This is a genomic window from Oryzisolibacter sp. LB2S (assembly GCF_040732315.1).
GTDB classification, from domain to species: domain Bacteria; phylum Pseudomonadota; class Gammaproteobacteria; order Burkholderiales; family Burkholderiaceae_C; genus Alicycliphilus; species Alicycliphilus soli.
The window spans coordinates 2,960,951-2,987,185 of sequence record NZ_CP160388.1; the positions used below are offsets into that span (position 1 = coordinate 2,960,951).

General features: G+C 67.5%; 28 protein-coding genes. 17 read left to right on the plus strand and 11 right to left on the minus strand.

What is annotated here, in order from left to right:
* Positions 1-161: 161 nt before the first annotated feature.
* Positions 162-644: a thiosulfate oxidation carrier protein SoxY gene (locus ABUE11_RS13970; protein ID WP_367065877.1), complete on the plus strand. Its 483-nt coding sequence runs from the start codon at positions 162-164 to the stop codon at positions 642-644.
* A 10-nt stretch (positions 645-654) separates the two neighbouring features.
* Entirely contained in the window at positions 655-984 is a 330-nt protein-coding gene (gene soxZ, locus ABUE11_RS13975; protein ID WP_367065878.1) for a thiosulfate oxidation carrier complex protein SoxZ, read from the plus strand.
* A 73-nt stretch (positions 985-1,057) separates the two neighbouring features.
* Here the strand turns inward: soxZ and ABUE11_RS13980 are convergent, their stop codons facing one another.
* The 6 genes from ABUE11_RS13980 to ABUE11_RS14005 form a co-directional block, all read right to left on the minus strand.
* Entirely contained in the window at positions 1,058-2,086 is a 1,029-nt protein-coding gene (locus ABUE11_RS13980; protein WP_367065879.1) for an AraC family transcriptional regulator, read from the minus strand.
* A 10-nt stretch (positions 2,087-2,096) separates the two neighbouring features.
* On the minus strand, positions 2,097-3,110 hold the full coding sequence (locus ABUE11_RS13985; RefSeq protein ID WP_367065880.1) for a metal-dependent hydrolase: 1,014 nt from the start codon (positions 3,108-3,110) through the stop codon (positions 2,097-2,099).
* A 68-nt stretch (positions 3,111-3,178) separates the two neighbouring features.
* On the minus strand, positions 3,179-3,577 hold the full coding sequence (locus tag ABUE11_RS13990; RefSeq protein ID WP_367065881.1) for a DUF302 domain-containing protein: 399 nt from the start codon (positions 3,575-3,577) through the stop codon (positions 3,179-3,181).
* A 15-nt stretch (positions 3,578-3,592) separates the two neighbouring features.
* Complete coding sequence (locus ABUE11_RS13995; protein ID WP_367065882.1) at positions 3,593-3,922, minus strand: hypothetical protein; 330 nt, start codon at positions 3,920-3,922, stop codon at positions 3,593-3,595.
* Positions 3,923-3,924: 2 nt separating this feature from the next.
* Positions 3,925-4,596, minus strand: a complete 672-nt coding sequence (locus tag ABUE11_RS14000; protein ID WP_367065883.1) for a nitrile hydratase subunit alpha — start codon at positions 4,594-4,596, stop codon at positions 3,925-3,927.
* Complete coding sequence (locus tag ABUE11_RS14005) at positions 4,593-4,946, minus strand: SH3-like domain-containing protein (protein ID WP_367065884.1); 354 nt, start codon at positions 4,944-4,946, stop codon at positions 4,593-4,595. Before ABUE11_RS14005 ends, ABUE11_RS14000 begins: the two co-directional genes overlap by 4 nt.
* Positions 4,947-5,109: 163 nt before the next feature.
* Here ABUE11_RS14005 and ABUE11_RS14010 point away from each other — a divergent pair, with 163 nt between their 5' ends.
* From ABUE11_RS14010 to ABUE11_RS14040, 7 genes are all read left to right on the plus strand, one after another.
* Positions 5,110-6,717, plus strand: coding sequence for an FAD-dependent oxidoreductase (locus ABUE11_RS14010; RefSeq protein ID WP_367065885.1), 1,608 nt, complete (start codon positions 5,110-5,112; stop codon positions 6,715-6,717).
* A gap of 75 nt (positions 6,718-6,792) precedes the next feature.
* On the plus strand, positions 6,793-8,394 hold the full coding sequence (locus ABUE11_RS14015) for a GMC family oxidoreductase N-terminal domain-containing protein (protein WP_367065886.1): 1,602 nt from the start codon (positions 6,793-6,795) through the stop codon (positions 8,392-8,394).
* Positions 8,391-9,236: an SDR family NAD(P)-dependent oxidoreductase gene (locus ABUE11_RS14020; RefSeq protein ID WP_367065887.1), complete on the plus strand. Its 846-nt coding sequence runs from the start codon at positions 8,391-8,393 to the stop codon at positions 9,234-9,236. The genes ABUE11_RS14015 and ABUE11_RS14020 overlap by 4 nt, the downstream gene beginning before the upstream one ends.
* Positions 9,233-10,723, plus strand: a complete 1,491-nt coding sequence (locus ABUE11_RS14025) for a coniferyl aldehyde dehydrogenase (RefSeq protein WP_367065888.1) — start codon at positions 9,233-9,235, stop codon at positions 10,721-10,723. The genes ABUE11_RS14020 and ABUE11_RS14025 overlap by 4 nt, the downstream gene beginning before the upstream one ends.
* 284 nt (positions 10,724-11,007) lie before the next feature.
* Positions 11,008-11,889 carry a bile acid:sodium symporter family protein gene (locus tag ABUE11_RS14030; RefSeq protein WP_367065889.1) on the plus strand — a complete coding sequence of 294 codons (882 nt, stop codon included), beginning with the start codon at positions 11,008-11,010 and terminating at the stop codon, positions 11,887-11,889.
* On the plus strand, positions 11,883-13,046 hold the full coding sequence (locus ABUE11_RS14035) for an L-lactate dehydrogenase (RefSeq protein WP_367065890.1): 1,164 nt from the start codon (positions 11,883-11,885) through the stop codon (positions 13,044-13,046). The genes ABUE11_RS14030 and ABUE11_RS14035 overlap by 7 nt, the downstream gene beginning before the upstream one ends.
* A 44-nt stretch (positions 13,047-13,090) precedes the next feature.
* Complete coding sequence (locus ABUE11_RS14040; protein WP_367065891.1) at positions 13,091-14,746, plus strand: acetolactate synthase large subunit; 1,656 nt, start codon at positions 13,091-13,093, stop codon at positions 14,744-14,746.
* 86 nt (positions 14,747-14,832) lie between these two features.
* Here ABUE11_RS14040 and ABUE11_RS14045 read toward each other — a convergent pair whose 3' ends face one another.
* Entirely contained in the window at positions 14,833-15,003 is a 171-nt protein-coding gene (locus tag ABUE11_RS14045; RefSeq protein WP_367065893.1) for a hypothetical protein, read from the minus strand.
* Between ABUE11_RS14045 and ABUE11_RS14050 the strand changes: the two genes are divergently transcribed.
* Genes ABUE11_RS14050 through ABUE11_RS14060 form a run of 3 tightly spaced genes read left to right on the plus strand, consistent with a single transcriptional unit; the run spans position 15,002 to position 18,510 of the window.
* Positions 15,002-17,146, plus strand: a complete 2,145-nt coding sequence (locus ABUE11_RS14050) for a TonB-dependent siderophore receptor (RefSeq protein WP_367065894.1) — start codon at positions 15,002-15,004, stop codon at positions 17,144-17,146. The two genes, ABUE11_RS14045 and ABUE11_RS14050, sit on opposite strands and share 2 nt — an antisense overlap.
* Positions 17,147-17,176: 30 nt before the next feature.
* The gene (locus ABUE11_RS14055) at positions 17,177-18,328 is read left to right on the plus strand and encodes a PepSY domain-containing protein (RefSeq protein WP_367065895.1); all 1,152 of its coding nucleotides are present in this window, start codon (positions 17,177-17,179) and stop codon (positions 18,326-18,328) included.
* Positions 18,325-18,510, plus strand: coding sequence for a hypothetical protein (locus tag ABUE11_RS14060; protein WP_367065897.1), 186 nt, complete (start codon positions 18,325-18,327; stop codon positions 18,508-18,510). Before ABUE11_RS14055 ends, ABUE11_RS14060 begins: the two co-directional genes overlap by 4 nt.
* A gap of 16 nt (positions 18,511-18,526) precedes the next feature.
* On the opposite strand, the gene ABUE11_RS14065 is transcribed toward ABUE11_RS14060, so the two are convergent.
* The gene (locus ABUE11_RS14065) at positions 18,527-18,928 is read right to left on the minus strand and encodes a GFA family protein (RefSeq protein ID WP_367065899.1); all 402 of its coding nucleotides are present in this window, start codon (positions 18,926-18,928) and stop codon (positions 18,527-18,529) included.
* 44 nt (positions 18,929-18,972) lie between these two features.
* Positions 18,973-19,470, minus strand: coding sequence for an outer membrane protein assembly factor BamE (locus ABUE11_RS14070; protein ID WP_367065901.1), 498 nt, complete (start codon positions 19,468-19,470; stop codon positions 18,973-18,975).
* Between the two features lie 45 nt (positions 19,471-19,515).
* On the opposite strand from ABUE11_RS14070, the gene ABUE11_RS14075 reads away from it, so the two are divergent.
* Positions 19,516-19,731 (plus strand): DUF3460 family protein, encoded by a 216-nt coding sequence (locus ABUE11_RS14075; RefSeq protein WP_367065902.1) that lies wholly within the window; start codon positions 19,516-19,518, stop codon positions 19,729-19,731.
* 63 nt (positions 19,732-19,794) lie between these two features.
* On the plus strand, positions 19,795-20,631 hold the full coding sequence (locus ABUE11_RS14080) for a ScpA family protein (protein WP_367065904.1): 837 nt from the start codon (positions 19,795-19,797) through the stop codon (positions 20,629-20,631).
* Between the two features lie 6 nt (positions 20,632-20,637).
* Here ABUE11_RS14080 and ABUE11_RS14085 read toward each other — a convergent pair whose 3' ends face one another.
* Complete coding sequence (locus ABUE11_RS14085; RefSeq protein WP_367065905.1) at positions 20,638-21,183, minus strand: peroxidase-related enzyme; 546 nt, start codon at positions 21,181-21,183, stop codon at positions 20,638-20,640.
* Between the two features lie 100 nt (positions 21,184-21,283).
* On the opposite strand from ABUE11_RS14085, the gene ABUE11_RS14090 reads away from it, so the two are divergent.
* The 3 genes from ABUE11_RS14090 (at position 21,284) to dcm (ending at position 25,601) form a co-directional block, all read left to right on the plus strand.
* Positions 21,284-22,153, plus strand: a complete 870-nt coding sequence (locus ABUE11_RS14090) for an AraC family transcriptional regulator (protein WP_367065906.1) — start codon at positions 21,284-21,286, stop codon at positions 22,151-22,153.
* An 82-nt stretch (positions 22,154-22,235) separates the two neighbouring features.
* A complete protein-coding gene (nadB, locus tag ABUE11_RS14095) occupies positions 22,236-23,819 on the plus strand; it encodes an L-aspartate oxidase (protein ID WP_367065907.1) in 1,584 nt (527 codons plus the stop codon).
* A 144-nt stretch (positions 23,820-23,963) separates the two neighbouring features.
* Positions 23,964-25,601, plus strand: a complete 1,638-nt coding sequence (gene dcm / locus ABUE11_RS14100) for a DNA (cytosine-5-)-methyltransferase (protein WP_367065908.1) — start codon at positions 23,964-23,966, stop codon at positions 25,599-25,601.
* Here the strand turns inward: dcm and ABUE11_RS14105 are convergent.
* Positions 25,571-26,032, minus strand: coding sequence for a very short patch repair endonuclease (locus tag ABUE11_RS14105; protein WP_367065909.1), 462 nt, complete (start codon positions 26,030-26,032; stop codon positions 25,571-25,573). The genes dcm and ABUE11_RS14105 overlap by 31 nt on opposite strands.
* Between the last annotated feature and the right edge of the window lie 203 nt (positions 26,033-26,235).

Sequence of the window (26,235 nt, forward strand, 5' to 3'; positions counted from 1 at the left end):
ACAAGCCCCTGAGCCGCTGCACGGCTTCCCCCTTCTCTCGGCTTCGCCGGAAAGGGGGACGACGCCAGTGGCCTGGCAAAGCCAGCTCCACGGCGTCTGCTGGCCTGGGCCGCGCCAGTTTCAAGCGCCAAGGGCCGTGCCATACCGACCTAACGATTGACATGCAACGACATCCCACCCGCAGAACCCTGATGGCAGCCAGCGCCGCCGCGCTGGCCCTGCCCGCCCTGGCCCAGCCGCAGGGCAAGACGCCGCTGACCAATGCCGCGCTGGCGCCCAACCCGGCCGAGTTCCGCAAGGCCATGGCCGACTTCACCCAGGGACGCAAGCCCCAGGCGGAGGGCCTGGAGCTGGACGTACCCACGCTGGCCGACAACCCCTCGGCCGTGCCGGTCAAGGTCAAGGTCACGCTGCCTATCACGGAGCGTGACTGGTGCGAGGAGCTCATCGTGCTGGCCGACCTCAACCCCTCGCCGCTGGCCTGCCGCCTGCAGTTCACCCCCGCGGCCGGCACGGCCGAGGCATCGGTGCGCGTGCGCCTGTCGCAGTCGCAGACGGTGCACGCGCTGGCGCGCATGAAGAGCGGCAGGCTGCTCGCGGCCAGCCATGCGGTGACCGTGGCCGCCAGCGGCTGCGGCATGTGAGGAGCGGCTCATGAAACAGAAACCACCGCGCGTCTGGATCAGCAACGCCACGCCGAAGAGGGGCGAGCCGCTGCGCGTGCGCGCGCAGATCGAGCATGTCATGGAAAGCGGCCTGCGCCGCGACGAGGCGGGCAAAATCCGCCCGCGCAACATCGTCACCCGCTTCGAGGCCCGCCTGGGCCAGACCCTGCTGTTCGCCTGGGAGCCGGGTATCTCCATCGCGCAGAACCCCTACATCGAGTTCACCTTCCTCGCGCGCGAGAGCGGCGAGCTGCGCCTGCACTGGAAGGACGACACAGGCCAGACCACGAGCGCCGGCAAGGCGATCGAGGTGATTTGAATTTGAATCAAATCAGGCCCTAGCGCTTATGCAGCAAGCGCTGCAAGCTATATTTTAAATAGTACTCCACACATCAGGCGTGCCGCGCGCGCCACTGCGCCGGCGTGGTTCCCGTCCAGCGCCTGAAGGCGCGCCAGAACACCGCGGGCTCGGCAAAGCCCAGGGCCTGGCCAATGTCGGCCAGCGGACGCGCGGTATGGGCCACGGCCTGCAGTGCGGCGTCGCGGCGCACGCCGTCGAGCAATTCGGCAAAGCTCACGCCCTGGGCCCGCATGCGCCGCGCCAGCGTGCGTTCGCTCACGCCCAGCGCGCGCGCGGCCTCGGCGCGCGTGGGCACGCGGCTGGCCAGGGCGCCGGCCATCCAGGCGCGCAGCTCCTGCACCAGCGCCCCGCCGTGCGACAGGCCCGCCAGGTGCGCGGCCGCCTCGCGCTGGTGCGTGCGCGCGCGGTGCCGGTCGGCATGCGGCAGGGGCGCATCGAGCAGCGCGTTGTCGAGCAACAGGCCGTTGAAGGCCTGCTCGAACGCCACGGGGCAGGCAAACACCTCGCGATAGCCGGCCAGCGGCCCCACGCGCGCGTGGCTGAACTGCACCTGCTGCGGCCGCACGCCACCCAAGCTAGCGCCCGCAGTGCCACCCCCCATGGCGCCGCCGATGAAGGCCAGCACCGCGGCCAGCACCGCCTCCACCTGGTGCGGGCTGAAGGCCAGCGTGCCCTGGCGCGCGTGGTAGATGAGCCAGCTCGCGCGCTCGCCGTTCACCATCTGCAGCCGCCCGCCATCGCTGATCAGGCGCTGGAACTTCTGCACCGCGGCGATGGCCTCGCGCAGCGTGGCGCTGGCCTGCAGCAGCTCGCCCACCACGTTGAAGTTGGCCGGCCCCACCTGGCTGCCGGCCTTGAGGCCAAAGCCCGCGTCCTGCGTGGCCTGCACGGCCGCGCGCCACAGCCGCGTGATGTGATCTATGGGCCAGCGCTGCTGCTGCAGCGCGTCGGGCGCGATGCCGGCCTGCGCGAGCAGCTGCTCGCGCACCACGCCCAGGCGCGCGGCGGCGTCCAGCACGGTGTTCACCCAGCTCATGGAGACGGTGGCCTGCAGGGTCATGACCTGGCCCTCAACGCGGCGGCGCTACCTGTTCGCCCCGGATGCGCCGCGCGAGCCAGGCCAGCGCCGGCGCTACAGGCCCGGCGCCGCCCACGGCCTGCGCCACCGGCAGCGCACGAAAGTCCGAGCCGCGCTGTGCCACGACAAAGGCAAAGCTGTAATGCGGCTCCTGCCCCATGCGCAGGTCGGTGATCACCAGCTGGCCGCCGGCACTCTCGTGCAGCTTGTAAAAGCCATGGCTGAAGCGCCTGATGCGCTGCGCGCCGTCGATGGCGGCCGCCGCCGCCTCCAGGCGCGCGCCGCGGTCAAAGCGGTCAAAGCGCATGGGCCCGGGCGCATCGAGCAGGCCATGAAAGCCCTCGTAGTAGCTGTCGTCATCCATGGCCACCACGCGCCACAGCAGCATGGACAGCGGCGCGGGCGTGACCAGCACGCGCTCAGGATGAACGCCCTGCTCCGCCAGGCTGGCGCGCGCCAGGCTCTGCACCCGCGCCTGCAGCCCCACACCGGCCAGGAGCACCGCCGTGCCCAGCGCCAGCCCCCACAGATTGGCGCGCTGACCACGCGCATCGCCCCGGCGCACGAGCACCACCGCCAGGCCGACGAGCCACGGAAGCGTCACGGCCGGGTCGATGATGAACACGCTGCCCAGCGCCACGGGGTAGTCGGTAAACGGCAGCAGCAACTGCGTGCCATAGACCGTGAACGCGTCGAGCAGGGGATGGGTGACCAAGGCCAGCCACAGCGCCAGCCACCAGCGCCGCCACTGCCCCCATTCGCCCTGCACGCGCGCCACCAGCCAGGCAAACGGAAGCAAGAACAGCGTGAGCCAGAACAGCGCATGGCTTTCGGCGCGGTGCAGCACCATGTTGAGAATCGGGTCGCCATGGGCGATAAACACGTCCAGATCGGGCAGCGTGCCGGCCACGCCGCCCCACAGCGCGGCCTTCCACGCGGCCGTGCGCCGGCGCATCACGGCCACGCCGACGGCAGCGCCGAGCACCACTTGCGTCAGTGAATCCATGGGCAAGGAACTCTGCTGGTTTTCATCACGCTCCGTGGAATTGTTTGCGTCTTTGAAAACCGCAGAGTCTATCCAGCCACACGCTGCACGATGTCCTCCAGCGCCTTACCCAGCTGCGTCACAGCGGCATCAAGCGCCGCACCCAGCCCATGGCGCTGTGCGATCCACGTGGGAGCGTTGTAGGTCAACTGGGTGCTGCCTTGCGCGTCCACCCACACCAGGATGCGCAGCGGCAAGTCCAGCCCCGCCTCCTGGTTGGCCGCCATCAGCGGCGTGCCGCCGCGCGGGTTGCCAAAGATGAGCACCGTGGTATCGCGCAGCTCCAGTCCCACGTTGCGCGCCGCCACGCCATGGGGTATCTGCGCCAGCAAGGTGATGCCACGCTCCTTGATGGCCTGAGTCAGGCGGGTAATGGTTTCATCAAAGGAATAGATGCTGGTGCAGCGCACCAATCCTTGTTCGTTCATGGCATTGCTCCCGTCTTATTCCTGCTGAAAGCGCGCGGCGACTTCGTCCATTTTTCTCGCCAGCTCGCCCGGCGTGAGGATGCCCTTTTCAAACAGGATGTTGCTGAAGGCCACGATCCAGCGCTCGTAGTAGTTCAGCGCGTTGACCAGCTCGGTGCCTAGGGCCTCCACACCCCGGCGTTTTTCCTCGGTATTGATGATTTTGTGAAAGTCCAACACGTCGGCCAGGGCATGACAGCGCTTTTCCCAGGGAAACAACTCATGATCGGCGCGATCGAGCGGGGGCGCATCGGCGCCGCCGATGTCGTTGGGCAGACGCGTGACCAGGTGGGCGGTGTCTGTCATGTTCAGGCCTTTGCGGGAGGAGCGACGGTGACGACGCCGATCATGGCGTCGCGGGTGACAAGGGCAGCCAGCTGATTCTCATTCAGGCTGTCAGTGCCCGCGGGGCGCTGCGGCAGCACCATGAAGCGCACGATGGAGGTGGAGTCGTGCACGTGGATGGCCACATCGTCTGGGATGTAGGTGCCGAACTCCGCCAGCAAAGAGCGTGGCTCTTTCACAGCGCGCGCGCGGTAGGGTTTGAGTTTGTACCAGTCCGGCGGCAAACCGAGCACGGCGCGTGGGTAACAAGAGCACAGGGTGCAGACGATGAGGTTGTGCACTTGGTCGGTGTTCTCGACCACGATCAGTTCGGTGTCGTCGTAGAAGCTGATACCCATTTCCTCGCAACCGGTGCGTCCGTTGGCCAAGAGGCGCGCCTTGAACGCGGGATCGACCCAGGCGCGGGCGACGATGCGCGCGCCCTGCGCCGGTGTGCGCGAGTCCAACACCTCAATCTGGCGGCGGATTTCGTCGGGCTCGATTAGCTTGCGCTCGGCCAGCAGTTCGCTGATGGCGATTTCCATGATCTCGTAATAGCCTGGTGGACGCAGGTCCGGCGCGCTGGGGCGGTGCGGGTGTTTGTGGTCATGACCGTGATCGTCATGATCCTGGCCGTGGGAATGTGCAGCGCTCATACCTGGATCTCCTCCAGCCAGTTCTCAAAAACCTCTACGTGCAGCCTGTCCTTGGGCGAGCCGGCGTATTGCGGCCAGATCGTGGTCATGAGCAGGCTCAGGCGGTAGTAATGACGGCGCTTGCCGGCATTGCGGCCGTAGGCCTCTTCCTCGTTATCGACGGCGGCAGGTTCGATCACCTTTTCCACCACGCCCTGCTTGCCACGCAGGTAGATGGGCACGCGGTAGTGGCCAATAGGCTGGCGCGCAAGGATCCGCACCATGGTGCCGGGTGCAAAGCGCGCTGCTTCACCCAAAGCCAGCACGATGGGCGGTGCAGCAATGCCTGGTGGTGTTCGAGCGTGGTGCATGGTGTGCTCCTGATGAACCTGCCTGCGTTGTACCCCTTGCCGAAGCAACGCGCCAGCAGACTTACACCATCTCGAAGTGACCTGCAAAGTCAATTCGATAGTCCTCTAAAGTCAATTTCAACAGGGCGTTACCCGCTATCTTTGCCCCCAGGAGACAACTGGAATGGCAACGACAGCATCCGACACCCTGGTCATCGGCGGCGGCCTGGCGGGCATCGTCACGGCACTGGAGCTGCTGCGCGCGGGAAAAACCGTCACGCTCATCGACCGCGACAGCCCTGAGCGTTTTGGCGGCCTGGCCCTTTGGGCCTTTGGCGGCATGGCGCTGGTGGGAACGCCCCTGCAGGCCAAGATGAAGATTGCCGACAGCCCTGAGCGGGCGCTGGCCGACTGGCAGCGCTTTGGCGAGCTGGCTCCCGATGACCACTGGCCCCAGCAATGGGCGCGTTACTACGTGGAGCAGTCGCGGCCGCAGGTGTACGACTGGCTGCTAGGGGAAGGCATCAAGTTCATGCCCGCCGTGAACCTGGTCGAGCGCGGCATGAACGGCGACGGCAACAGCGTGCCGCGCTACCACATCGTCTGGGGCACCTCGCGCTTTCTCACGCTGCGGCTCATCGAGCAGATGCACGCCGCGGGCCAGGGCGGGCGGCTCAAGGTGCTGCACGGCCACCGCGTCACGCAGCTGGACCACGCGGGCGGGCGCATCGCCGGCGCCGTGGCGGTGGATGAGGCCACGGGGCGCGAGCGGCGTTTGTCTGCCGCCACCGTGGTGCTGGCCATGGGCGGCATCAACGGCAGCCATGAGGAGGCGCGGCGCAACTGGCCTGCCGGGCGGCCGCTGCCCAAAACCATGCTCAACGGCGCCCACCCCTTTGCCGACGGGCGCATGCACCACTGGGCCGCGGACCAGCTGGGCGCGCGCATCACGCACGCGGGCGAGATGTGGAACTACGCGGCGGGCATCCCGCACCCGTTTCCGCATTTTCCGGGCCATGGGCTTTCCTTGATTCCGTGCAAGTCGGCCCTGTGGCTCAACCACCGGGGCGAGCGCATGGGCCCCGAGCCCCTGGTCACGGGTTTTGACACCCATTGGCTGTGCCAGCAGGTGGCCGCGCAGGAGAAGCCCTGGACCTGGCAGCTCTTGAACCGTCGCATCGCGCTCAAGGAATTTGCCGTCTCCGGCGCCGAGCACAACCCGCGCATCCGCGACCGGCAGTTTCTGCGCTTTGTGAAGGAGACGCTGCTGGGCAACCACCGCCTGGTCGATCAGATGGCCGCGCAAAGCCCGCATTTCATCGTGGCCGACACGCTGGCCGAGCTGGCCGCGAAGATGAACGCGCTCACGGCCTCGCACGACATCCGCGTCGAGCAGTTGCAGTCCATCGTGAACGCCTGGGACGGCCTGTTTGCCCCCGGCGGCCAGCCCGAGAGCGACACCCAGGTGCGCCGCATCCTGCAAGCGCGGCAATGGAAACCAGACAGCCTGCGCACCTGCAAGCCCGCGCCGCTGCAAAGGCCGGGCGCGGGGCCGTTCATTGCCATCCAGACCCAGCTGATTACGCGCAAAAGCCTGGGCGGGCTGCAGACCGATTTGCACAGCCGCGTGCTGGGGGCAGATGGCCAGCCGATCGACGGCCTGTACTGCGTGGGCGAGGCGGCGGGCTTTGGCGGCGGCGGGGCTGCAGGCAAGCGATCGCTGGAGGGCACCTTCTTGCCCGGCTGCATCCTCACGGCGCGGGCGGCGGCGCGGCATGTCGCCGCGGGTTGAATTGGAATAAAAAAAACGGCTCCAGCGCCCGCCCCTAAAGCGCTGGCAGCTATCAATAGTCAAGCAGGAGCATCTATGGAATTTGACTACATCGTCGTCGGCGCCGGTTCGGCCGGCTGCGTGGTGGCCAGCCGGCTGAGCGAGGACCCGGGCGTGAGCGTCTGCCTGATCGAGGCCGGTGGGCCCGACAGCAGCGTGCTCACCCGCGCGCCGCTGGGCTTTGTGGCCGAGGCGCAGCTCAAGAAGAATTCCGTGCACTACCACACCGTGCCTCAGCCGGGGCTGAACGGCCGGCGCGGCTTTCAGCCACGCGGGCGCGTGCTGGGCGGCAGCAGCTCGGTCAACGCCATGGTCTACTGCCGCGGCCATCGCAGCGACTACGACCATTGGGCAGAGCTGGGCAACCCCGGCTGGGACTACGACAGCGTGCTGCCGCTGTTCAAAAAGGCCGAGGACAGCGCCTGCTTTGGCGCGGGCGACTACCACGGCGTGGGCGGCCCGCTGGGCGTGGACTGGCTGCGCAGCGGCATGGGCTCCACCCAGGCGTTCCTGCAGGCCTGCGAGCAGGCAGGCGTGCCGCGCACGCCCGACTACAACGGCGCGCAGCAGGACGGCTGCTGGCCCGCGCAGGTGACGCAGCGCGGGGGCGAGCGCTGCAGCGCCGCGCGCGCCTACCTCACGCCCAACCTCCAGCGGCCCAATCTGACGATATTGACGCACGCGCCCTCGCTGCGTCTGGCCTGGGATGGGCGGCGCGCCGCGGGCATGCACATCGTGCAGGGCGGCCAGGAGCGCCTGGTGCGCGCGCGCCGCGAGGTGATTCTGAGCGCCGGCGCCTACGGCTCGCCGCAGCTGCTGATGTGCTCGGGCGTGGGCCCGGCCGACCAGCTGCGCTCCCATGGCATCGCCGTGCAGCACGCCCTGCCCGGCGTGGGCCAGAACCTGCAGGACCACATCACCGCATCGCTCAACTGGCGCAGCCTGCGGGCCGAGGGCTGCCTGGGCATCAGCCCCGGCGGCGCGTGGCAGATGCTGCGCGGCATAGGGCAGTGGCGGCGCGAGCGCAGCGGCCTCATCACCAGCAACGTGGCCGAGGCCGGCGCCTTTCTGCGCACCGACGACCAGGTGCACGCGGCCGACATCGAGCTCGAGTTCGTCGTCGCCATGGTCGAGGACCACAGCCGCAAGCTCTACCTGGGCCATGGCTTCGGCCTGCATGTCACGCTCACGCGGCCCGAGAGCCGCGGCGAGGTGCGCCTCACAAGCGCCGACGCGCGCGACAGCCTGGCCATCGACCCGCGCTACTACAGCCACCCCGACGACCTGCCGCGCCTGGTCAAGGGCGTGCAGAAGTCGCTTGAGATCATGCATGCGCCGGCCATGACGCCCTGGCGCGGCGCCATGCTGCGGCCGATCGCCGCCAACGACCCCGAGGGCATTGCCGCAGAGATGCGCGCCAGCAGCGACACCGAATACCACCCCGTGGGCACCTGCCGCATGGGGCCCGCGAGCGATGCCAGCGCCGTCGTCGGCGCCGACCTGCGCGTGCATGGCGTCGATGGCCTGCGCGTGGCCGATGCGTCCATCATGCCGCGCATCACCACCGGCAACACCAACGCGCCCACCATCATGATCGGCGAGAAATGCGCGGCCCTGGTGCGCGCAGGCCAGCGATGAGCGGCCACCGCTACCCCTGGAAGCACGGCGCCCCGCGCACCGTCTTCATCACCGGCGCCAGCAGCGGCATAGGGCGCGACATGGCGCGGCGCCTGGCGGCCGAGGGCGCGAGCATCGCCCTGTTCAACCGCTCCGCCGCCGAGGACGTGCTGGCCGAGCTGCGCGCCGCCGCCCGCAGCGCCGATCAAGGCTTTGCCTGCTACCGCGCCGACGTGGCCGATGCCCGCGCCATCGAAGCCGCCGTGGCCCAGGCGGTGCGGGACATGGGCGTGCCCGATCTGGCGATTCACAGCGCGGGCGTGCTGCACAACGGGCCATTGCTTCAGTCCAGCGCGCAGGACTTCGAGCGCGTCATCGACATCAACCTCAAGGGCTCGCGCCATTTCGCGGCCGCCGTGCTGCCGCATATGCGCGCGGGCAGCCAGATCGCCTTCATCGCGTCGCTGGCCGCACTCACGGGCAACTTTGGCTACACCGCCTACTGCGCGTCCAAGTACGGCGTGCGGGGTTTCGCCGAGGCGCTGCGCTACGAGCTGAAGCTGCAGGGCATAGCCGTCAGCCTGTGCTGCCCCGGCGAGATCATGACGCCCATGGTGGCGCAGGAAAAGCAGCACATGCACCCCGTATCCGCCGCCATGAAGGCCTTTGCCGGCAGCAGCACGCTCGACGTGTCGGTGCCCGCACTTTTGCGCGGCATTGCGCGGCGTGAATTCGAGATCACCGACACCCCCAAGGCGGCGCTGACCGCCTTTCTCTCGCGCCACCTGCCGGGCCTGGCGCGTGCCGTGGGCGACCGCATTGCCCGCAGCGCCCAACAGAAACTGCAGAAAGGACAGCCATGACCGCCAACCCACCCAGCACCGCCTGGAAGGCCATGCACAGCCCCGAACACCTGCCCGGGCACCTGCCCGCCAATCTGCGCGACTGCTTTGCCGCGCAGCAGGCGGCCTTTGCCCAGAACCGCTACCCCAGCTTGCAAGAGCGCCGCGCCGACCTGCGCGCCCTGCACCGCCTGCTGGTTGAAAACCGCGACGCGCTGGTCGACGCCGTAAACCGCGACTTTGGCTGCCGCAGCCATTTTGAAACCCAGTTTGCCGAGCTGCTGCAGGGCCAGGAGGCGGCACTCGACGCCATACGCCGACTGCCGCGCTGGATGAAAAAGCAAAAGCGCCACCTGGACGTGACGCAGTACCCGCTGGCCAGCGCCTTTGTGCAGCCCCAGCCGCTGGGCGTGATCGGCATCGTTGCGCCGTGGAACTTTCCCATCGCCATGGTGGTGCAGCCGCTCATAGGCGCGCTGGCCGCGGGTAACCGCGCCATGGTCAAGATGTCGGAAAACTCCGAACGCCTGGCGCGCCTGCTGCAGCAGCTGCTGCCCAGATACTTTGCTGCCGACAAGGTGAGCCTCTTTGCCGACAGCGACGCGGGGCCGGGCCAGTCGGTCGGGCCGCTGTTCACGCAGTTGCCGTTCAACCACCTGTTCTTTACCGGCTCGCCGCAAACCGGCAAGGCGGTGATGGCCAATGCTGCCGCCAACCTGACCCCGGTGACGCTGGAGCTGGGCGGCAAGTCCCCCGCCATCGTCGCGCCCGGCTACGCCATGCACAAGGCGGCCGAGCGCATTCTGTGGGTCAAGATGCTCAACGCCGGGCAGATCTGCACCAACGTGGACTACATGTTCGTGCCCGCCGGCCAGGAGCAGGCCTTCATCGAAGCGGCGCAGCGCATCGTCGCGCAGCGCTACCCCGATCTTTTGAACGGCGACTACACCGCCATCATCGACCAGCGCCAGTACGACCGCCTGCAGGCCATGCTGGCCGACGCGGTAGCCCAGGGCGCCCAGGTCGTGCCGCTGGCGCCGAGCCAACAGGGCGATGCGGCGCGGCGGATCATGCCCCCTGTGGCGCTCCTCAATGTGCACGACGGCATGCAGGTCATGCAGCGCGAGATCTTTGGCCCGCTGCTGCCCATCCTCAGCTACCAAACCCACGACGAGGTGCTGCGCTACATCAACGACCGGCCGCACCCGCTCGCGCTCTACCTGTTCAGCGACGACAAGGCGCTGCAGCAGCAGTATCTGCAGCAAACGCTCTCGGGCGGCGTCACGCTCAACGACACGCTGCTCCACGTGGGCCAGCACAGCCTGCCCTTTGGCGGCGTGGGCAACAGCGGCATGGGCCACTACCACGGCTTTGAAGGGTTCCTGACCTTCTCCAAGCTGCGCCCGGTGTTCCGCCAGGGGCCACTGCGCACGGTGGACTTCTTGATGCCGCCCTACCAGGGCATGGCGCGCAGGATGCTGGACGTGATGTTCTGGCGCAACCGCTGACATGGCGCAATTCACGACTTCCGCCGATGCACAACCCTCCGCCATCCCCGCCAAGGCGATGCACACCCCTCCGTCATCCCCGCGAAGGCGGGGATCCAGAAACGCTCCAGACCGCTCATGGACGACAGCCATGGATCCCCGCCTTCGCGGGGATGACGGTTACAGCAACGTGGCGGGCGCCACTGACGGCGGCCACGGATCCCCGCGTTCGCGGAGATGACGGGCCGGCCCTCACGACGTGATCCGCAGATAGACATCCAACGCACAACGACAGGAGACAAAAAATGCAAGGAGACATCGCATCGAGCCTGCTGCTGCCGCTGATCCTGGCCTGCATCATGTTCTCGCTCGGCCTGGGCCTCGCGCCCGCGGATTTCAAGCGCATCTTCACCCAGCCGCGCGCGCTCATCGTGGGCGTGGTCTGCCATTTCGTGCTGCTGCCGCTGGCCTGCTACGCCATGCTCAGCCTGTGGGGGATTACCGGCGTGTTTGCCGTGGGCTTCATGATTCTGGCGGCCTGCCCCACGGGCAGCACGTCCAACCTGCTGACCTATCTGGCGCGCGGCGACGTGGCCCTGGCCGTGAGCTTCACGGCAGTGGCCAGCGTGGCCACCATCTTCACCCTGCCGCTGATCGTGACCTGGGCGCTGGGCCATTACCTGGGCGCGGCGCGCGCGGTGGACGTGCCCGTGGGCCTGATGATGGGCCAGGTAGCCCTGGTGCTGGGCCTGCCCGTCAGCCTGGGCATGGCCGCACGCTGGCGCTGGCCGGCCTGGGCGCAGCGCTTTGAGCCGCGCGCCACGCGCATCGCCACCGTGCTGTTCGTGCTCATCGTGCTGCTGGCCGTGGTCAAGAACTGGGCGCTGCTGGTGGCCAACTTCAGCAGCCTGGCGCCCTTTGCCCTGCTGCTCAACCTGACCATGCTGGCCGTGGGCTTTGCCGTGGCGGCGCTGGCCCGGCTGTCCCGCCGTCAATCCGTCACGCTGGGGATCGAGACCGCCGTGCAGAACGCCGCCCTGGCGCTGGTGATCGCCAGCACCGTGCTCAAGGAAGACGCCATGGCCATCCCCGGCGCGCTCTACGGCGTGCTGATGTACGCGGGCGGCCTGCTGTTTGCCTTCACCGTGCGCCGCCTCGGCCCGACCGCGCAGGTGGCCCCATGCTGAGCTACCCCGCCACCGCCACCGACTGGCGCCAGCGGGCAAGAAGCCGTCTGCCGCGCTTTCTGTTCGACTACGTGGACGGCGGCGCGGGCGCCGAGGCCACGCTGGCCGCCAACGTGCAGGACTTTGCCGCGCTGCGCCTGCGCCAGCGCGTGCTGGTGGACGTGGCCCAGGTCGATACGCGCAGCCAGATCGCGGGGCAAGACTGCGCCCTGCCGCTGGCGCTCGCGCCCATCGGCCTGGCGGGCATGATGGCGCGCCGTGGCGAGGCGCAGGCCGCGCGCGCGGCCGCCGCCGTGGGCGTGCCGTTCACCCTCTCCACGGTGGGCATCTGCCCGCTGGCCGAGGTGACGGCCGCCGCCGGGCAAGCGCCCTGGTTTCAGCTCTACATGCTGCGCGACCGGGGGGCCGTGCAGGCGCTCTTGCAACAGGCCTGGGACGCGGGCAGCCGCACGCTGGTCTTCACCGTCGATCTGCCCACCACCGGCCTGCGCCACCGCGACACGCGCAACGGCCTGGCGCATGGCGGCGCGCGCTCGGCCCTGCTGCGCGCGGGCCAGGTGCTGGCGCGCCCGGGCTGGGTGCGGCGCGTGGCCCTGGGCGGCAAGCCGCTGACCTTTGGCAACCTGGCCGCCCAGGTGCCGGGCGGGCGCGACCTGAATGCCTTCAAGGCCTGGGTGGACGCGCAGTTCGACGCCAGCGTGACCTGGCGCGACATCGCCTGGCTGCGCGGCCAGTGGAAGGGGCGTTTGCTCATCAAGGGCGTGCTCGACGCGCACGACGCCCAGGCCGCCGTGGACAGCGGCGCCGACGGCATCGTGGTCTCCAACCACGGTGGGCGCCAGCTCGACGGCGCGCCGTCCACCGCGCGCGCCCTGCCCGCGATTGCCCAGGCGCTCGCCGGGCGCACCGAGCTGCTGGTCGATGGCGGCATACGCAGCGGCGTCGATGTGTTCAAGGCCCTGGCGCTGGGCGCGCGCGGCGTGCTAGTGGGCCGGCCCTGGGTCTGGGCGCTGGCCGGCCGCGGCGAGGCCGGCGTGCGCCAGCTGCTCGCTACCTGGCAGCGCGAGCTGGCCGTGACCATGATGCTGGCCGGCGTCACCCGCGTTGCCGAGATCAGCCACCGCCATTTCGATAATCCAAGCCAAACAGGCCTCTAACGCCCACCAAACAAGCGCAACCAGCTATTACATTAGGAGCATTCATGAACGGCGCACAAGCCCTGATCAAGACCCTGGCCGACGCCGGCGTCGAGCTGTGTTTTTCCAACCCCGGCACCAGCGAGATGCACTTCGTCGCCGCGCTCGATTCCGAGCCGCGCATGCGCGCCGTGCTCGCGCTGTTCGAGGGCGTGGCCACGGGCGCGGCCGACGGCTACGCGCGCATGGCCGGCAAACCCGCGGCCGTGCTCTTGCACCTGGGCTGCGGCCTGGGCAACGGTCTGGCCAATCTGCACAACGCGCGCAAGGGCAAGGTGCCGGTGGTCAACATCGTGGGTGACCACGCCACCACCCACACCCAGTACGACGCGCAGCTGCAGAGCGACATCGAAACCGTGGCGCGCAACGTCTCGCCCGGCTTTGTGCGCACGTCCAGGAGCACGGCGCAGCTGGGCGAGGACGCGGTGGACGCCATAGTGGCAGCACGCGGCCTGCCGGGCCAGGTGGCCACGCTGATACTGCCGGCCGACGTGTCCTGGGGCGAGGGCGGCCAGCCCTGCGCCATGCCCACGCTGGCGCCGGCCCCGGTGGCATCGGACACCACGGTGCAGACGATCGCCCACGCCATTCGCAGCGGCAAGAAAACCGCCCTGCTGCTCGGCGGCCAGGCGCTGCGCGAGCCCGCCCTGCTGGCCGCCGCGCGCATTGCCGCGCACAGCGGCGTGCAGCTGCTGGCCGAATGCTTTCCCACGCGCATGGAGCGCGGCGCGGGCCTGCCGTTTGTGGAGCGCATCGCCTACCTGGCCGAGATGGCGGGCGTGCAGCTGGCCCCCATCGAACAACTGATTCTTGTGGACGCCAAGGCGCCCGTGTCCTTCTTTGCCTACCCCGGCAAAAAGAGCTACCTGGTGCCCGAGACCTGTGAGCTGCACACCCTGGCCGCGCCCGATCAAAACGCCGCCGCCAGCCTGGAGCAACTCGCCGCCGCGCTGGGCGCAGGCGCTGCCCAACCCCGCCTGCAGGCACCCCAGCGCCCTGGCCGCCCCACGGGCAAGCTGACCGCGCCCAAGGTCTGCAAGGCCGTGGGCGCATTGCTGCCGGACAACGCCATCGTCATCGACGAGGCCATCACCAGCGGCCTGATGCTGGGCGTGATGACCCAAGGCGCCCCACGCCACGACCTGATCACGCTGACGGGCGGCGCCATAGGCCAGGGCCTGCCGAACGCCGTGGGCGCGGCCATTGCCTGCCCCGACCGCCCGGTGATCGCGCTGATCGGCGATGGCACGGCCATGTACACCATCCAGGCGCTGTGGACCATGGCGCGGGAAAACCTCAACGTCACGGCCATCATCTTCAACAACGCCAGTTACTCAGTGCTCAATGTGGAGCTCGACCGCGTGGGCGCGGACGAGGCCGGCCCCAAGGCCAAGTCGCAGCTCGACCTGCATGGCCCGGTGCTCAACTTTGCGCAGCTGGCCCAGGGCATGGGCGTGCACGCGGCGCGCACCCACACGGCCGAGGATTTTTGCCAGGCGCTGGAATACGCCCTGGGCCAGAGCGGGCCGCACCTGATCGAGGCCATGGTGCCCGAGTCGCTCTCGGGCACCAAACGCAAGGTACTGCCTTGGCTGCTCAAGTCCCTGCCCAGCCTGCCGCAGCCGGTGGCGCAGGCGCTCAAGCGCAAGATCGCGCCATAGACCAAGACCAGCCCAAACCTGCCCGATAGGCCAGGCACCGCGCCACCTGCCCTGGCCTGGCAGGCACCCATGCCGACCCGTCGCAATCAACTTCTCAAATAAAACTCGTTCTCATTTGCATTAAAATGCGCATTGTGCATCGGACGATGCAATTCACTGAGGTGCTGCCATCGCGCAGCACCTTTTTCATTGCGGCTGACAGAACAGGTTCCACACATGGGGATGGAGAAAACAATCGCGCGGGATAGAACGGGCATGGCGCTCAACAGGCTCAGCCTGTGCATGGCGATGGCGCTGCCCGCCATGGCGGCGGCGCAACAGGCGGTCGGCACGCTGCCGGCCGTTCAGGTGCAGTCCGAGGTCGCCAGCGACACCACCGAAGGCAGCGGCCAATACAGTACGGCCGGCAAGTCCAGCACCGCCACGCCGCTGGGCCTGGCGCTGCGCGACACGCCGCAGTCGGTCTCCGTGGTCACGCAGCAGCGCATCGAGGACCAAGGCCTGGCGACGATCACCGACGTGGTCAACAACGCCACTGGCGTCTCCGTCAACCAGTACGAAACCCATCGTGCGCAGTTCACCGCGCGCGGCTTTGACATCAACACACTGATGATCGACGGCGTGCCCACCTCGTGGGAGCAGGCCTGGAGCTCGGGCGAGGCCATGACCAGCCTGGCCATCTACGACCGTGTCGAGGTGGTGCGCGGCGCCACCGGTCTGACCACCGGCGCGGGCGACCCGTCGGCCGCCATCAACCTGGTGCGCAAGCGCGCGCACAGCAAGGAGTTCACCGGCCAAGCCGAGCTGGAGCTGGGCAGCTGGAGCCAGCGCCGTGCCATGGTCGACCTGTCCACGCCGCTCAACCAGGCCAAAACCGTGCGCGGCCGCGTGGTGGCCGAGGCCAGCAGCAAGGACAGCCATATCGACCTGCTGCACGACGACAGCAAGACGCTGTTTGCCACCGTCGAGGCCGACCTGACGGCACGCACGCAGCTGCGCGCCGGCCTGAGCCGCCAGGACAACGACACCCGCGGCGCCATGTGGGGCGGCCTGCCCGTCTGGTTTGCCGATGGCAGCCGCGCCGAGTGGGACCGATCCAAGACCACCTCGGCCGACTGGGTGCGCTGGGACTCGGTGACCGACACGGCCTTTGCCGCGCTTGAGCACCAGTTCGACAACGGCTGGAAGCTCGGCGCCACCTACAACCGCAGCAAGCGCAAGGCCGACTCGCGGCTGCTGTACCTGCTGGGCGCGCCCGACCGCAGCTCCGGCCTGGGTATGTTCACCTGGCCCGGCTCGTACAAGGTGGCGACCACGCAGGACGACCTGGGCCTGCAGGCCAGCGGCCCATTCGAATGGCTGGGCCGCAGGCACGAGCTGGCCCTGGGCTTCACCCACTCCAAGCAGAAGTTCAACGCCGACAGCCGTGCGGCCAGCGGCGGCCTGGCGCCCGACTTCAACAACTGGGACGGTTCCTACCCCGAGCCCACCTGGGCCCCCTTGAGCTACTACGGCGACCACACCGTGACGCAGAACGCCGTCTATGGCGCCGTGCGCCTGCATGTGGCCGAGCCGCTGCGCGTGATTGCCGGCGCACGCCTGACGCGCTACGAGCGTTCGGGTGACGACGCCTTCTCCGCGCCCTTCAGCATGAAATTCAGCCACGAGGTGACGCCCTACCTCGGCATGGTGTACGACCTGAGCGACGCCGTGTCGGCCTACGCCAGCTACACCAGCATCTTCCAGCCGCAGCAGGAACGCGACATCCACGGCAACTACCTCGACCCCATCGAGGGCAAGAGCTTCGAGCTGGGCGCCAAGGGCGAATTCATGGACGGGCGCCTGCACGCGTCGGCCGCTGTGTTCCATATCAAGCAGCAGAACCTGGCGCAGAGCACGGGCCAGAACATCCCCGGCACGGTGCCGCCAGAGACGGCCTACCGCGCCGCCGACGGCGCCAAGAGCCGCGGCTTCGAGCTCGAGCTCAGCGGCGAGCTGGCACGCGGCTGGAACATGACGGCCAGCTACACGCAGTTCAAGGCCACCGACGCCGATGGCGCCGACGTCAACAGCATCTACCCGCGCCGGCTGCTCAAGCTGTTCACCACCTACCGCCTGCCCGGCGCATGGAACCAGCTGACGCTGGGCGGCGGCGTGACCTGGCAGGGCAAGACCCACACCGACGCCCTCACCCCGCTGGGCGCGCCCGAGCGCATCCAGCAGAACGCCTACGCCCTGGTGGGCCTGATGGCACGCTACGACCTGAGCCGCCAGCTGTCGCTGCAGCTCAACGTGAACAACGTGACCGACAAGTCCTACTACGGCATGTTCGCGGCCTTCAGCCAGTTCACCTACGGCGCACCACGCAACGCCACGGTGGCGCTGCGCTACAAGTTCTGAGACTGAGCACCGCCCACGAAGCAAGCCACCATGCAAGCCAAGACCCTCAAGACCTGGACCTGGGTGCACAAGTGGAGCAGCCTGGTCTGCACCGTGTTCATGCTGCTCCTGTGCATCACCGGCCTGCCGCTGATCTTTCACCACGAGCTCGGCCACCTGCTGGGCACCGAGGTCGAGGCGCCCGCCATGCCGGCCGACACGCCGCGCGTGAGCCTGGACCGCGTGCTGGAGGTGGCGCGTGCCGAGCACCCCGACCGCGTGGTGCAGTTCGCCTCGCAGTCCGACGACGACCCCCACCTGTGGTTCGTCACCATGACGCCCACGCCCGCGCCCACCGATGATTTCCGCTCCGTCGTCATCGATGCGCGCACCGGCGCCGTGCTGGGCCAGCCGCGTTTTGACCAGGGCTTCATGTGGGTCATGTTCAAGCTGCACGTGGACCTGTTCGCAGGCCTGGCCGGCAAGCTGTTCCTGGGCTTCATGGGCTTGTTGCTGCTGGTGGCCATCGTGAGCGGTGCCGTGCTCTACAGCCCGTTCATGCGCAAGCTGGACTTTGGCACCGTGCGCCGCGAGCGCACCACGCGCCTCAAATGGCTGGACCTGCACAACCTGCTGGGCGTGGTCACGCTGGTGTGGCTGTTCGTGGTCGGCGGCACGGGCATGATCAACACGTGGGCCGACCTGCTCATCAAGTACTGGCAGTACGACCAGTTGAGCGGCCTGCTCGCGCCCTACCAGGGCCAGCCCACCGTGCCGGTGGCTGAGCGCGCCTCGGTGCAGCAGGGGCTTGATGTGGCCCTGGCACAGGCGCCGGACACGCAGCTGTCCTTCATCGCCTTCCCCGGCACGGCGTTCTCCAGCCCGCACCACCACACCTTCTTCCTGCGCGGCAGCGAGGCCTTCACCTCGCGCCTGCTGCAGCCCGTGCTGATCGACGCCCAGACCAACGCCGTCACGGCCGCACCGCACCTGCCCTGGTACCTGACGGCGCTACTCGTGTCGCAGCCGCTGCACTTTGGCGACTATGGCGGGCGCATCATGCAGATCGTCTGGGCGGTGCTGGACATTCTCTCCATCATCGTGCTGGGCAGCGGCCTGTACCTGTGGCTGGCCAAGCGGCCCGAAAGCGCACGCCAGGCGATCAAGCAATCCACTCCCGACGAAGGAACGGTCACCCCATGAACCAGGACAACTCCTTGAGCACGCGCGCCATCTGGGGCTGGCCCATCGCCCTGGGACTGCTGACCACCATAGGCCTGGTCGGCGCCCTGTTCAGCGACGACGGCCTGGGCGACCTGCTCGCCGGGCTGTGCCTGTGGGCGCCGGCCCTGGCCTGCCTGTGGTGGGGCTGGCTGCGCCGCTGAACCCTCGCGGGCGCCGCTACAGATGGGCGCCGAACTCCGGCGCCTGCTGCCAGCGCTCGTGCAGGCCATCGACGCGCACGATGGTCAGTCGCGACAGCTCCTCCTCGGACACGCCCTCCAGGCAGCCGATGTTCACGCCATACATCCTGCCCATGGGCGTATCGTTGCCCACGCCGAAGGGGCGCACGCCGCAATGCCGACAGAAGAAATGCTGGTTCTTGCGCGTGTGGAACAGGTACTCGGTCAGCTCCTGCTCCCCGGCCAGCACGCGCAGCCCGCCCTCGCGCGCGATGGCGGGCCAGAAGCGCGTGCGCCGGCAGATCGAGCAGTTGCAGCGGTAGGTCGGCTGGTCCAGGTCCAGATCGGCCTCGAAACGCACGGCCCCGCAATGGCAGGAGCCCTGGTAGGTCTTGAGCATCGCCTTCTCCTTGCCGGCTGCGCCGGCGCACGAAACATCAGGGATCAGGGGCCGTCCGGCAGCTTCTCGGCGCTGTAGCTCCTGACCACCCTGCCCTGCTGGTCGAAGACGGCGATGAACTCCATGCGCCGCGTGCCGTCGGCCCAGTTCCATTCCCATTCGGTCTGCTGCTTGAGCGCATAGGGGATCTGGCGCGCGGGCTTGCCCAGCAGGCGGCGCACCTGCTCCTCGCCCATGCCGGGCTGGATCTTCTCGAAGTGGTGCGGCGCGAGCACCTGCTGCAATGCCGTCATCTTGCCGCCCGGGCCTATGGTGATCATGTAGTTGCGCTGGCCCGCGGGCTGGCGGTTGTACTCCAGCGTGTGGCCGCCGTCGGCCTCGGGCCAGATGCGCTCGGGCTCGCCAAAGCGCGCGCGCACGTCGGCCTCGGTGGACACGTCCTCCTCCAGTTCGCGGATGCGCTGGTCGTCACAGCCGGCCAGCGACAGCAGGGCCAGGGCGCCGGCACTCAGGGCCGTGGTGATGCGGGTCATGAGGTTCATGGGTGGGTGTCGCTAAAATCGCGGGTTCTGAGAGGTTAACCGTCCATGAACATTTTCCGCCGTCCCGACTACCAATCCGAAGTCACCCAGTTCATCGAGCAGCTCAAGAGCAAGAAGCCCGAGCTCGATGCACAGCAGCGGGCGGGCCGCGCCCTGCTCTGGGACAAGGACGTGGACCGCGAACTCTGGGCCGAGTACCGCGCAGGTCGCGTCAAGCAAAAGCCCTACGTGTACTACTCGTACAGCGAAAAGCAGGCATAAAAACGGCCTCCAGCGCTTGTCAGAAAAGCGCTGACAGCTATTCATAACATAGCAATACAAGGCATGAGCAGGGCCAGCGACCCGCCAGCCGCCGACGCTGCCATGCCCGAGGTGGTCGATCAGGTGGCGCTGGCGCGCCTCTACGGCGAGCCGCTGTTCGCCCTGCCCCAGGATCTGTACATCCCGCCCGATGCGCTGGAGGTGTTCCTCGAGGCCTTCGAGGGCCCGCTCGATCTGCTGCTCTACCTGATACGCAAGCAGAACTTCAACATCCTGGACATCCCCATGGTGGATGTCACGCGCCAATACCTCGGCTATGTGGACGAGATCCGCAGCCGCAATCTGGAGCTGGCGGCCGAGTACCTCTTGATGGCGGCCATGCTGATCGAGATCAAGTCGCGCATGCTGCTGCCGCCGCGCAAGCAGGAGGGTGGCGCCGAGCCCGAGGACCCGCGCGCCGAGCTGGTGCGCCGCCTGCTCGAATACGAGCAGATCAAGCTCGCCGCCCTGCGCCTGAATCAGGTGCCGCAGTACGGGCGCGACTTCATCCGCGCCAACGTGTACATAGAGCAAAGCCTGCAGCCGCGCTTTCCCGACGTGGACGTGGCCGAGCTGCAGCAGGCCTGGCGCGACATCCTCCGGCGCGCCAAGCTCGTGCAGCACCACCGCATCACGCGCGAGGAGCTCTCGGTGCGCGAGTACATGAGCCATGTGCTCAAGGCCCTGCAGGGGCGGCGCTTCACCCCGTTCGAGGACCTGTTCCAGCCCGAGAAGGGCAGCACCGTGCTGGTGGTGACCTTCATCGCGCTGCTGGAGCTGGCCAAGGAAACCCTGATCGAGATCACCCAGGCCGAGGCCTTTGCGCCGATCTACGTGCGCCTGGCCTACACCCCGGCCTGAACCGATTCAGGCGCCGTGGCGCAGCTTGACGGCCGGGAAGTCCACCGGCACGGCCAGCGCCAGGTTCACATAGTTGGTGAACAGGTTCAGCGCCACATGGGCCAGGATCTCGACCACCGCCTCGTCGCCGAAGCCGGCATCGCGCAGTGCCTGCACATCGGCCTCGCTCACGCGGCCACGCTCGGCCACCACCTTGAGCGCAAAGCGCAGCGCGGCCTGCGTGCGGGCGTCGGCCGACTCACCGAGCTGGGCCGCGGCCATCTCCTCGGCGCTGGCGCCGGCCTTGCGGCCCAGCGCCGTGTGCGCCGCCAGGCAGTAGGCGCAGCCATTGCGGTCGGCCACGGCCACGGCGATCTGCTCGCCCAGGCGCGCGCCCAACGTGCCGCCGCCCAGGGCGCCGAATGAGCCCCACATGCTCCTGAGCGCCGCCGGTGAATTGGCAACGGCACGAAACATCGCAGGCGTGGTGCCAAAGGCACCGTGGATCTCGTCGAGCAGCGCCTTGCGGTCGGCGCTGGTGTCGCTGCGATCGATGAGGGGAACGCGGTTCATGGCAAATCTCCTTGAGGACTGCGGTGGAACATGCTGGCAGTGTCCGCCTCCCATGCGTACCATTGGACGCAATCCGTCCGCGATACTTTGCACATCGTCCATGAACCCCAAAGCACCCGAGCCTGGCGACGTGGATCGCCTGTCCGCCCTGCTGGAGCGCTTTCGCGTGCACGCCCACCTGTTTCACGCCGGGCCGCTGTGCGGCGTGACGCATTTCGCGGCCGCGCCGGGGCGCGCCTTCCTGCATGTGCTCAGGCAGGGGCAGATGCAGGTCACGCACCGGCCGCGCAGCGGCGCACCGCGCCGGCTGCAGCTCTGCGAGCCCACGCTGCTCTTCTACCCGCGCCCGCTCGAGCATGACTTTCACAACGCGCCGCAGGAGGGCAGCGACTTCGTCTGCGCCACGCTGGACTTCGATGGCGGCGAGCGCCATCCGCTGGTGCAGGCCCTGCCCGCCTTTGTGGCGCTGCCGATTGCCGAGGTCGCGGGCATAGAGCACACCCTGGCCCTGCTGTTCGCCGAGACCGAGCGCGTGCGCTGCGGCCAGCGCCTGCTGGCCGGCCGACTGTTCGAGGTGTTGCTGCTGCAGCTGCTGCGCTGGCTGATGGACCACCCCGAGGCAGGCGCCATCGAGACCGGCCTGCTCGCCGGCCTGGCCCACCCCCGCCTGGCGCGTGCGCTCACCGGCCTGCACGAGCGGCCCGGCCACGACTGGACGCTGGCCACCATGGCGCAGGCCGCGGGCATGTCGCGCAGCGCCTTTGCCGCACAGTTCCACGCCACGCTCGGCATCACGCCGGGCGCCTATCTGCTGGCCTGGCGCGTGTCGCTGGCACAGACGCTGCTGCGCCAGGGCCAGCGCGTGCAGCAGGTCAGCGACCAGCTGGGCTACGCGAGCGCGGCGGCCTTCTCGCGCGCGTTTGCCCAGGCCGTCGGCGCCCCGCCGCGCGACTGGCTCAGGCAGCAGTGACCCAGAAGGCAGTGACCCCGGTGACGAGTCCGGCACCCATGGCCGTCTCTACAATGCACGCTCCCTTTGCCCGCACCGCACCATGGCATCGCTAGATTTCGACGTACTCATCGTAGGCAGCGGCCTCGCCGGCCTGTCCGCCGCCCTGCAGCTGGCGCCCACGCACCGCGTGGCCGTGATCACCAAGCGCGAGCTCCAGGACGGCTCGAGCAACTGGGCCCAGGGCGGCATTGCCGCCGTGCTGGCCGACGACGACAGCTTTGCCGCACATATCGAGGACACGCTGGTCGCCGGCGCCGGCCTGTGCGACATGTCCACCACGCGCTTCGTGGTGGAGAACGCGCCCGCCGCCATCGGCTGGCTGCGCGCGCTGGGCGTGCCCTTCACGCTCGAGGGCGAGGAGCTGCACCTCACGCGCGAGGGCGGCCACAGCGCACGGCGCATCGTCCATGCCACCGACGCCACGGGCGCCGCCGTGCAAAAGACGCTGATCGAGGTGGTGCGCAGCACGCCCGGCATCACGGTGTTCGAGCACCACACGCTGGTGGACCTGATCACCACGCGCAAGCTCGGCCTGGCGGGCCAGCCACGCTGCGTGGGCCTGTACGCGCTGGACGAGGCGAGCGACACGGTCAAGACCTTCCGCGCGCCCCACACCATCCTGGCCACGGGCGGCGCGGGCAAGGTCTACCTCTACACCACCAACCCCGACACGGCCACGGGCGACGGCATCGCCGCCGCCTGGCGCGCGGGCTGCCGCGTGGGCAACATGGAGTTCGTGCAGTTCCACCCCACGGGCCTGTACCACCCGCACGAGAAGTCCTTTCTGATCAGCGAGGCCGTGCGCGGCGAGGGCGGGCAACTCAAGCTGCCCGACGGAACGCGCTTCATGCCCGCGCACGATGCGCGTGCCGAGCTCGCGCCGCGCGACGTGGTGGCGCGCGCCATCGACTTCGAGATGAAGAAGCACGGCCTGGACTGCGTGCACCTCGACATCTCGCACCAAAGCCCGGAGTTTCTGCACGAGCACTTCCCCAACATCCTCGCGCATTGCGCGGGCCTGGGCATAGACATCACGCGCGCGCCCATACCCGTCGTGCCCACGGCGCATTTCACCTGCGGCGGCGTGCTCACCGACCTGTCGGGTCGCACCGACCTCGCGGGCCTGCTGGCCGTGGGCGAAGTGGCCTACACCGGCCTGCACGGTGCCAACCGCCTGGCCAGCAACTCGCTGCTCGAATGCCTGGTGTTTTCACGCGCCGCCTGCGCCCATATCGGCCAGGCGCAGCCGGCCAAATCGCCCGCGCTGCCGGACTGGGACGACAGCCGCGTGAGCGACGCCGACGAATCCGTCGTCATCTCACACAACTGGGACGAGCTGCGCCGCTTCATGTGGGACTACGTGGGCATAGTTCGCACCAACAAGCGCCTGGAGCGCGCCGCGCACCGCATCGCGCTGCTGCAGGACGAGATCGCCGAGTTCTACGCGAACTTCCACGTCACGCGCGACCTGCTGGAGCTGCGCAACCTCGTGCAGGTGGCCGACCTGATCGTGCAAAGCGCCCAGATGCGCCACGAAAGCCGCGGCCTGCACTTCAGCCGCGATTGGCCCGAAATGGCCGCCCCGGCCGCGCCGACCATTCTGGTGCCGCGGGTCAGCCGATAGTGAGCAATATGCTCACCATCTCCGCCGTTGCCCTGATGGACGAAAACAGCCACCAGGTGCAACTGCGGTGCATGGTACTGAGACAGTCCCTCCGACACCGTCGCAAACCAATTCTTCCGATGTTGTGTAACGTACCTCATCAATATGCCAAGAACACCCGTTCCGATCATTGACCTCTTTGCGGGCCCGGGAGGACTTGGAGAGGGCTTTGCCTCCCTGAAGGGTCACGACAAGCAACCATTCTTCGAGATCGGACTCTCCATTGAAAAGACAGAGGTAGCGCACCGCACGCTGATGCTGCGTGCTGCGTTCCGACGCCTGCGTGGCACCAAGGATGTCAGGCACTACTACAGCTTCGTGCGTGGCGAAATCGACGAGGCAACCTTCCGCAGCATCCCTGCCGTGGCTCAGGCCTTCAAACACGCCGCCCGGGAAGCGCGATGCCTGGAGCTCGGCAAATCCGATGAGGCCGGCATCGACGCGGAAATACGTACGGCACTCAACGGACAGAAGACCTGGGTGCTCATCGGAGGCCCTCCCTGCCAAGCCTATTCTCTGGCCGGGCGTGCCCGGCGCGCCAATGACAAGGACTTCCACAAGGATGAAAAACACTTCCTGTACAAGGAATACCTGCGGATCATCCGAGTGCACAAACCGACCATCTTTGTAATGGAGAACGTCAAGGGACTGCTGTCGTCCAGCCATTCCGGCAGCCCCATGTTCGAAAGAATCCTTGCGGATCTCGCTTCGCCTGCGGAGGGACTCGAGTACGAAATCCGCTCCTTTACAAAAAGGGGGAACAGCGACACCCTGGAACCCGAGGACTATCTGATTCATTCGGAGCGATATGGCGTACCACAAAGCAGGCACCGAGTGATTCTATTTGGCGTTCTCAAGGGATCAGGGGCGCCACAGCACCAACTGCTTGTCCCTGTATCGACTCCCGTGACTGTCGGTGATGCCATCGGCAATCTGCCGAAAATTCGCAGCAAGCTGTCCCGAGGAGATTCGGAGCTGACCTGGCGAAACGCAGTCCACGCAGCACCCTCCTATATTCACGGTTGGGGATTTGCAATCGAGTCGGCAGTGATCGAAAGAATGCAGACGCTGATCGCCGAAACGACCAGTTCAGACACAGGCGGCGCCTTCATGGCGCAGCACGAAGGCAAGCAAGGCAATCCAAGCGAACTGGAGCAATGGCTTCACGATCGCAATCTGGGGGGCGTGTGCCAGCATGAAGCGCGGGCACACATGGCATCCGATCTGGCGCGCTACTTCTTTGCTGCAACCTTTGCCGAGTTGCAGAAGTACTCCCCTCGTCTGGACGTATTTCCTCCCAAGCTGCTGCCGGATCATCACAACCTGCGTGGCGACAACAAAGCCGATGCAATCCCGTTCAAGGATCGCTTCCGCGTACAGTGCAAGAACGATCCTGCAACCACGGTGGTCGCACATATCGCCAAGGATGGTCACTACTACATTCACTACGATCCCAGGCAATGCAGAAGCCTGACCGTCAGGGAAGCTGCACGCCTGCAGACGTTTCCGGACAATTACTACTTCGCCGGCAACCGGACGGAGCAATACACCCAGGTCGGCAATGCGGTGCCGCCACTGCTTGCGCACAAGCTGGCCAGGATTGTGCGAAGCCTGCTCAACGAAATGAACAGAAACAGACGTCGGCAAGTCAAGGGGCGAATGAATCACAAGCCAAGGATGACCACAGGGTGCAGCCCATCCGGACAGCAAGCTCAGGTACCGTTATTTGCCGAAGCGAGCTGACCAATTTCCAGGACGTCTGAGTCACCGTGCAACCACCCTTCCACCGCTCGTGCTGCGCCTTCGGGCGACCGCTTCAGGGCGCACTCCCAGACGATGGCCACACGCCAACCAAGGGAGCGGAGTTGTTCCACATGTCGTCGGTCACGATCGACATTGCCGAGAAACTTCTGGCGCCAGAAATCTGCATTGGCTTGAGGAGTGGTTGTGTAACGACACCCATCATGCCGGTGCCAGAAGCAGCCGTGAACAAACACCACGGCACGGTACTTCGGGAATACAAGATCCGGTGTACCAGGCAGCGTTCCGACATGAAGTCGATAGCGCAATCCCTTGGCAAAGAGAAACGAGCGAAGCGTGCGTTCCGGCCAGGTGTTCTTGCCGCGAATACCCGACATCATGCGGCTGCGTTGGGGGGAAGTAGCTAGTTGCATGATGCTTGTGCGATCGGTTGCATGTCGTCGGATATCGCCCGCCGCAGCCCCTCGGACAGTGCCATCAGCGACAGACAATCTGTCCGATGTGCAACATACGCCTATCCTGACATTTGGACAGCGCTTGAAGACGCATGGCAGTTAAACACCACCATACATGCCGACTCTCGTAGAATTTGTAACCAACAGTCAACCAAGAACGA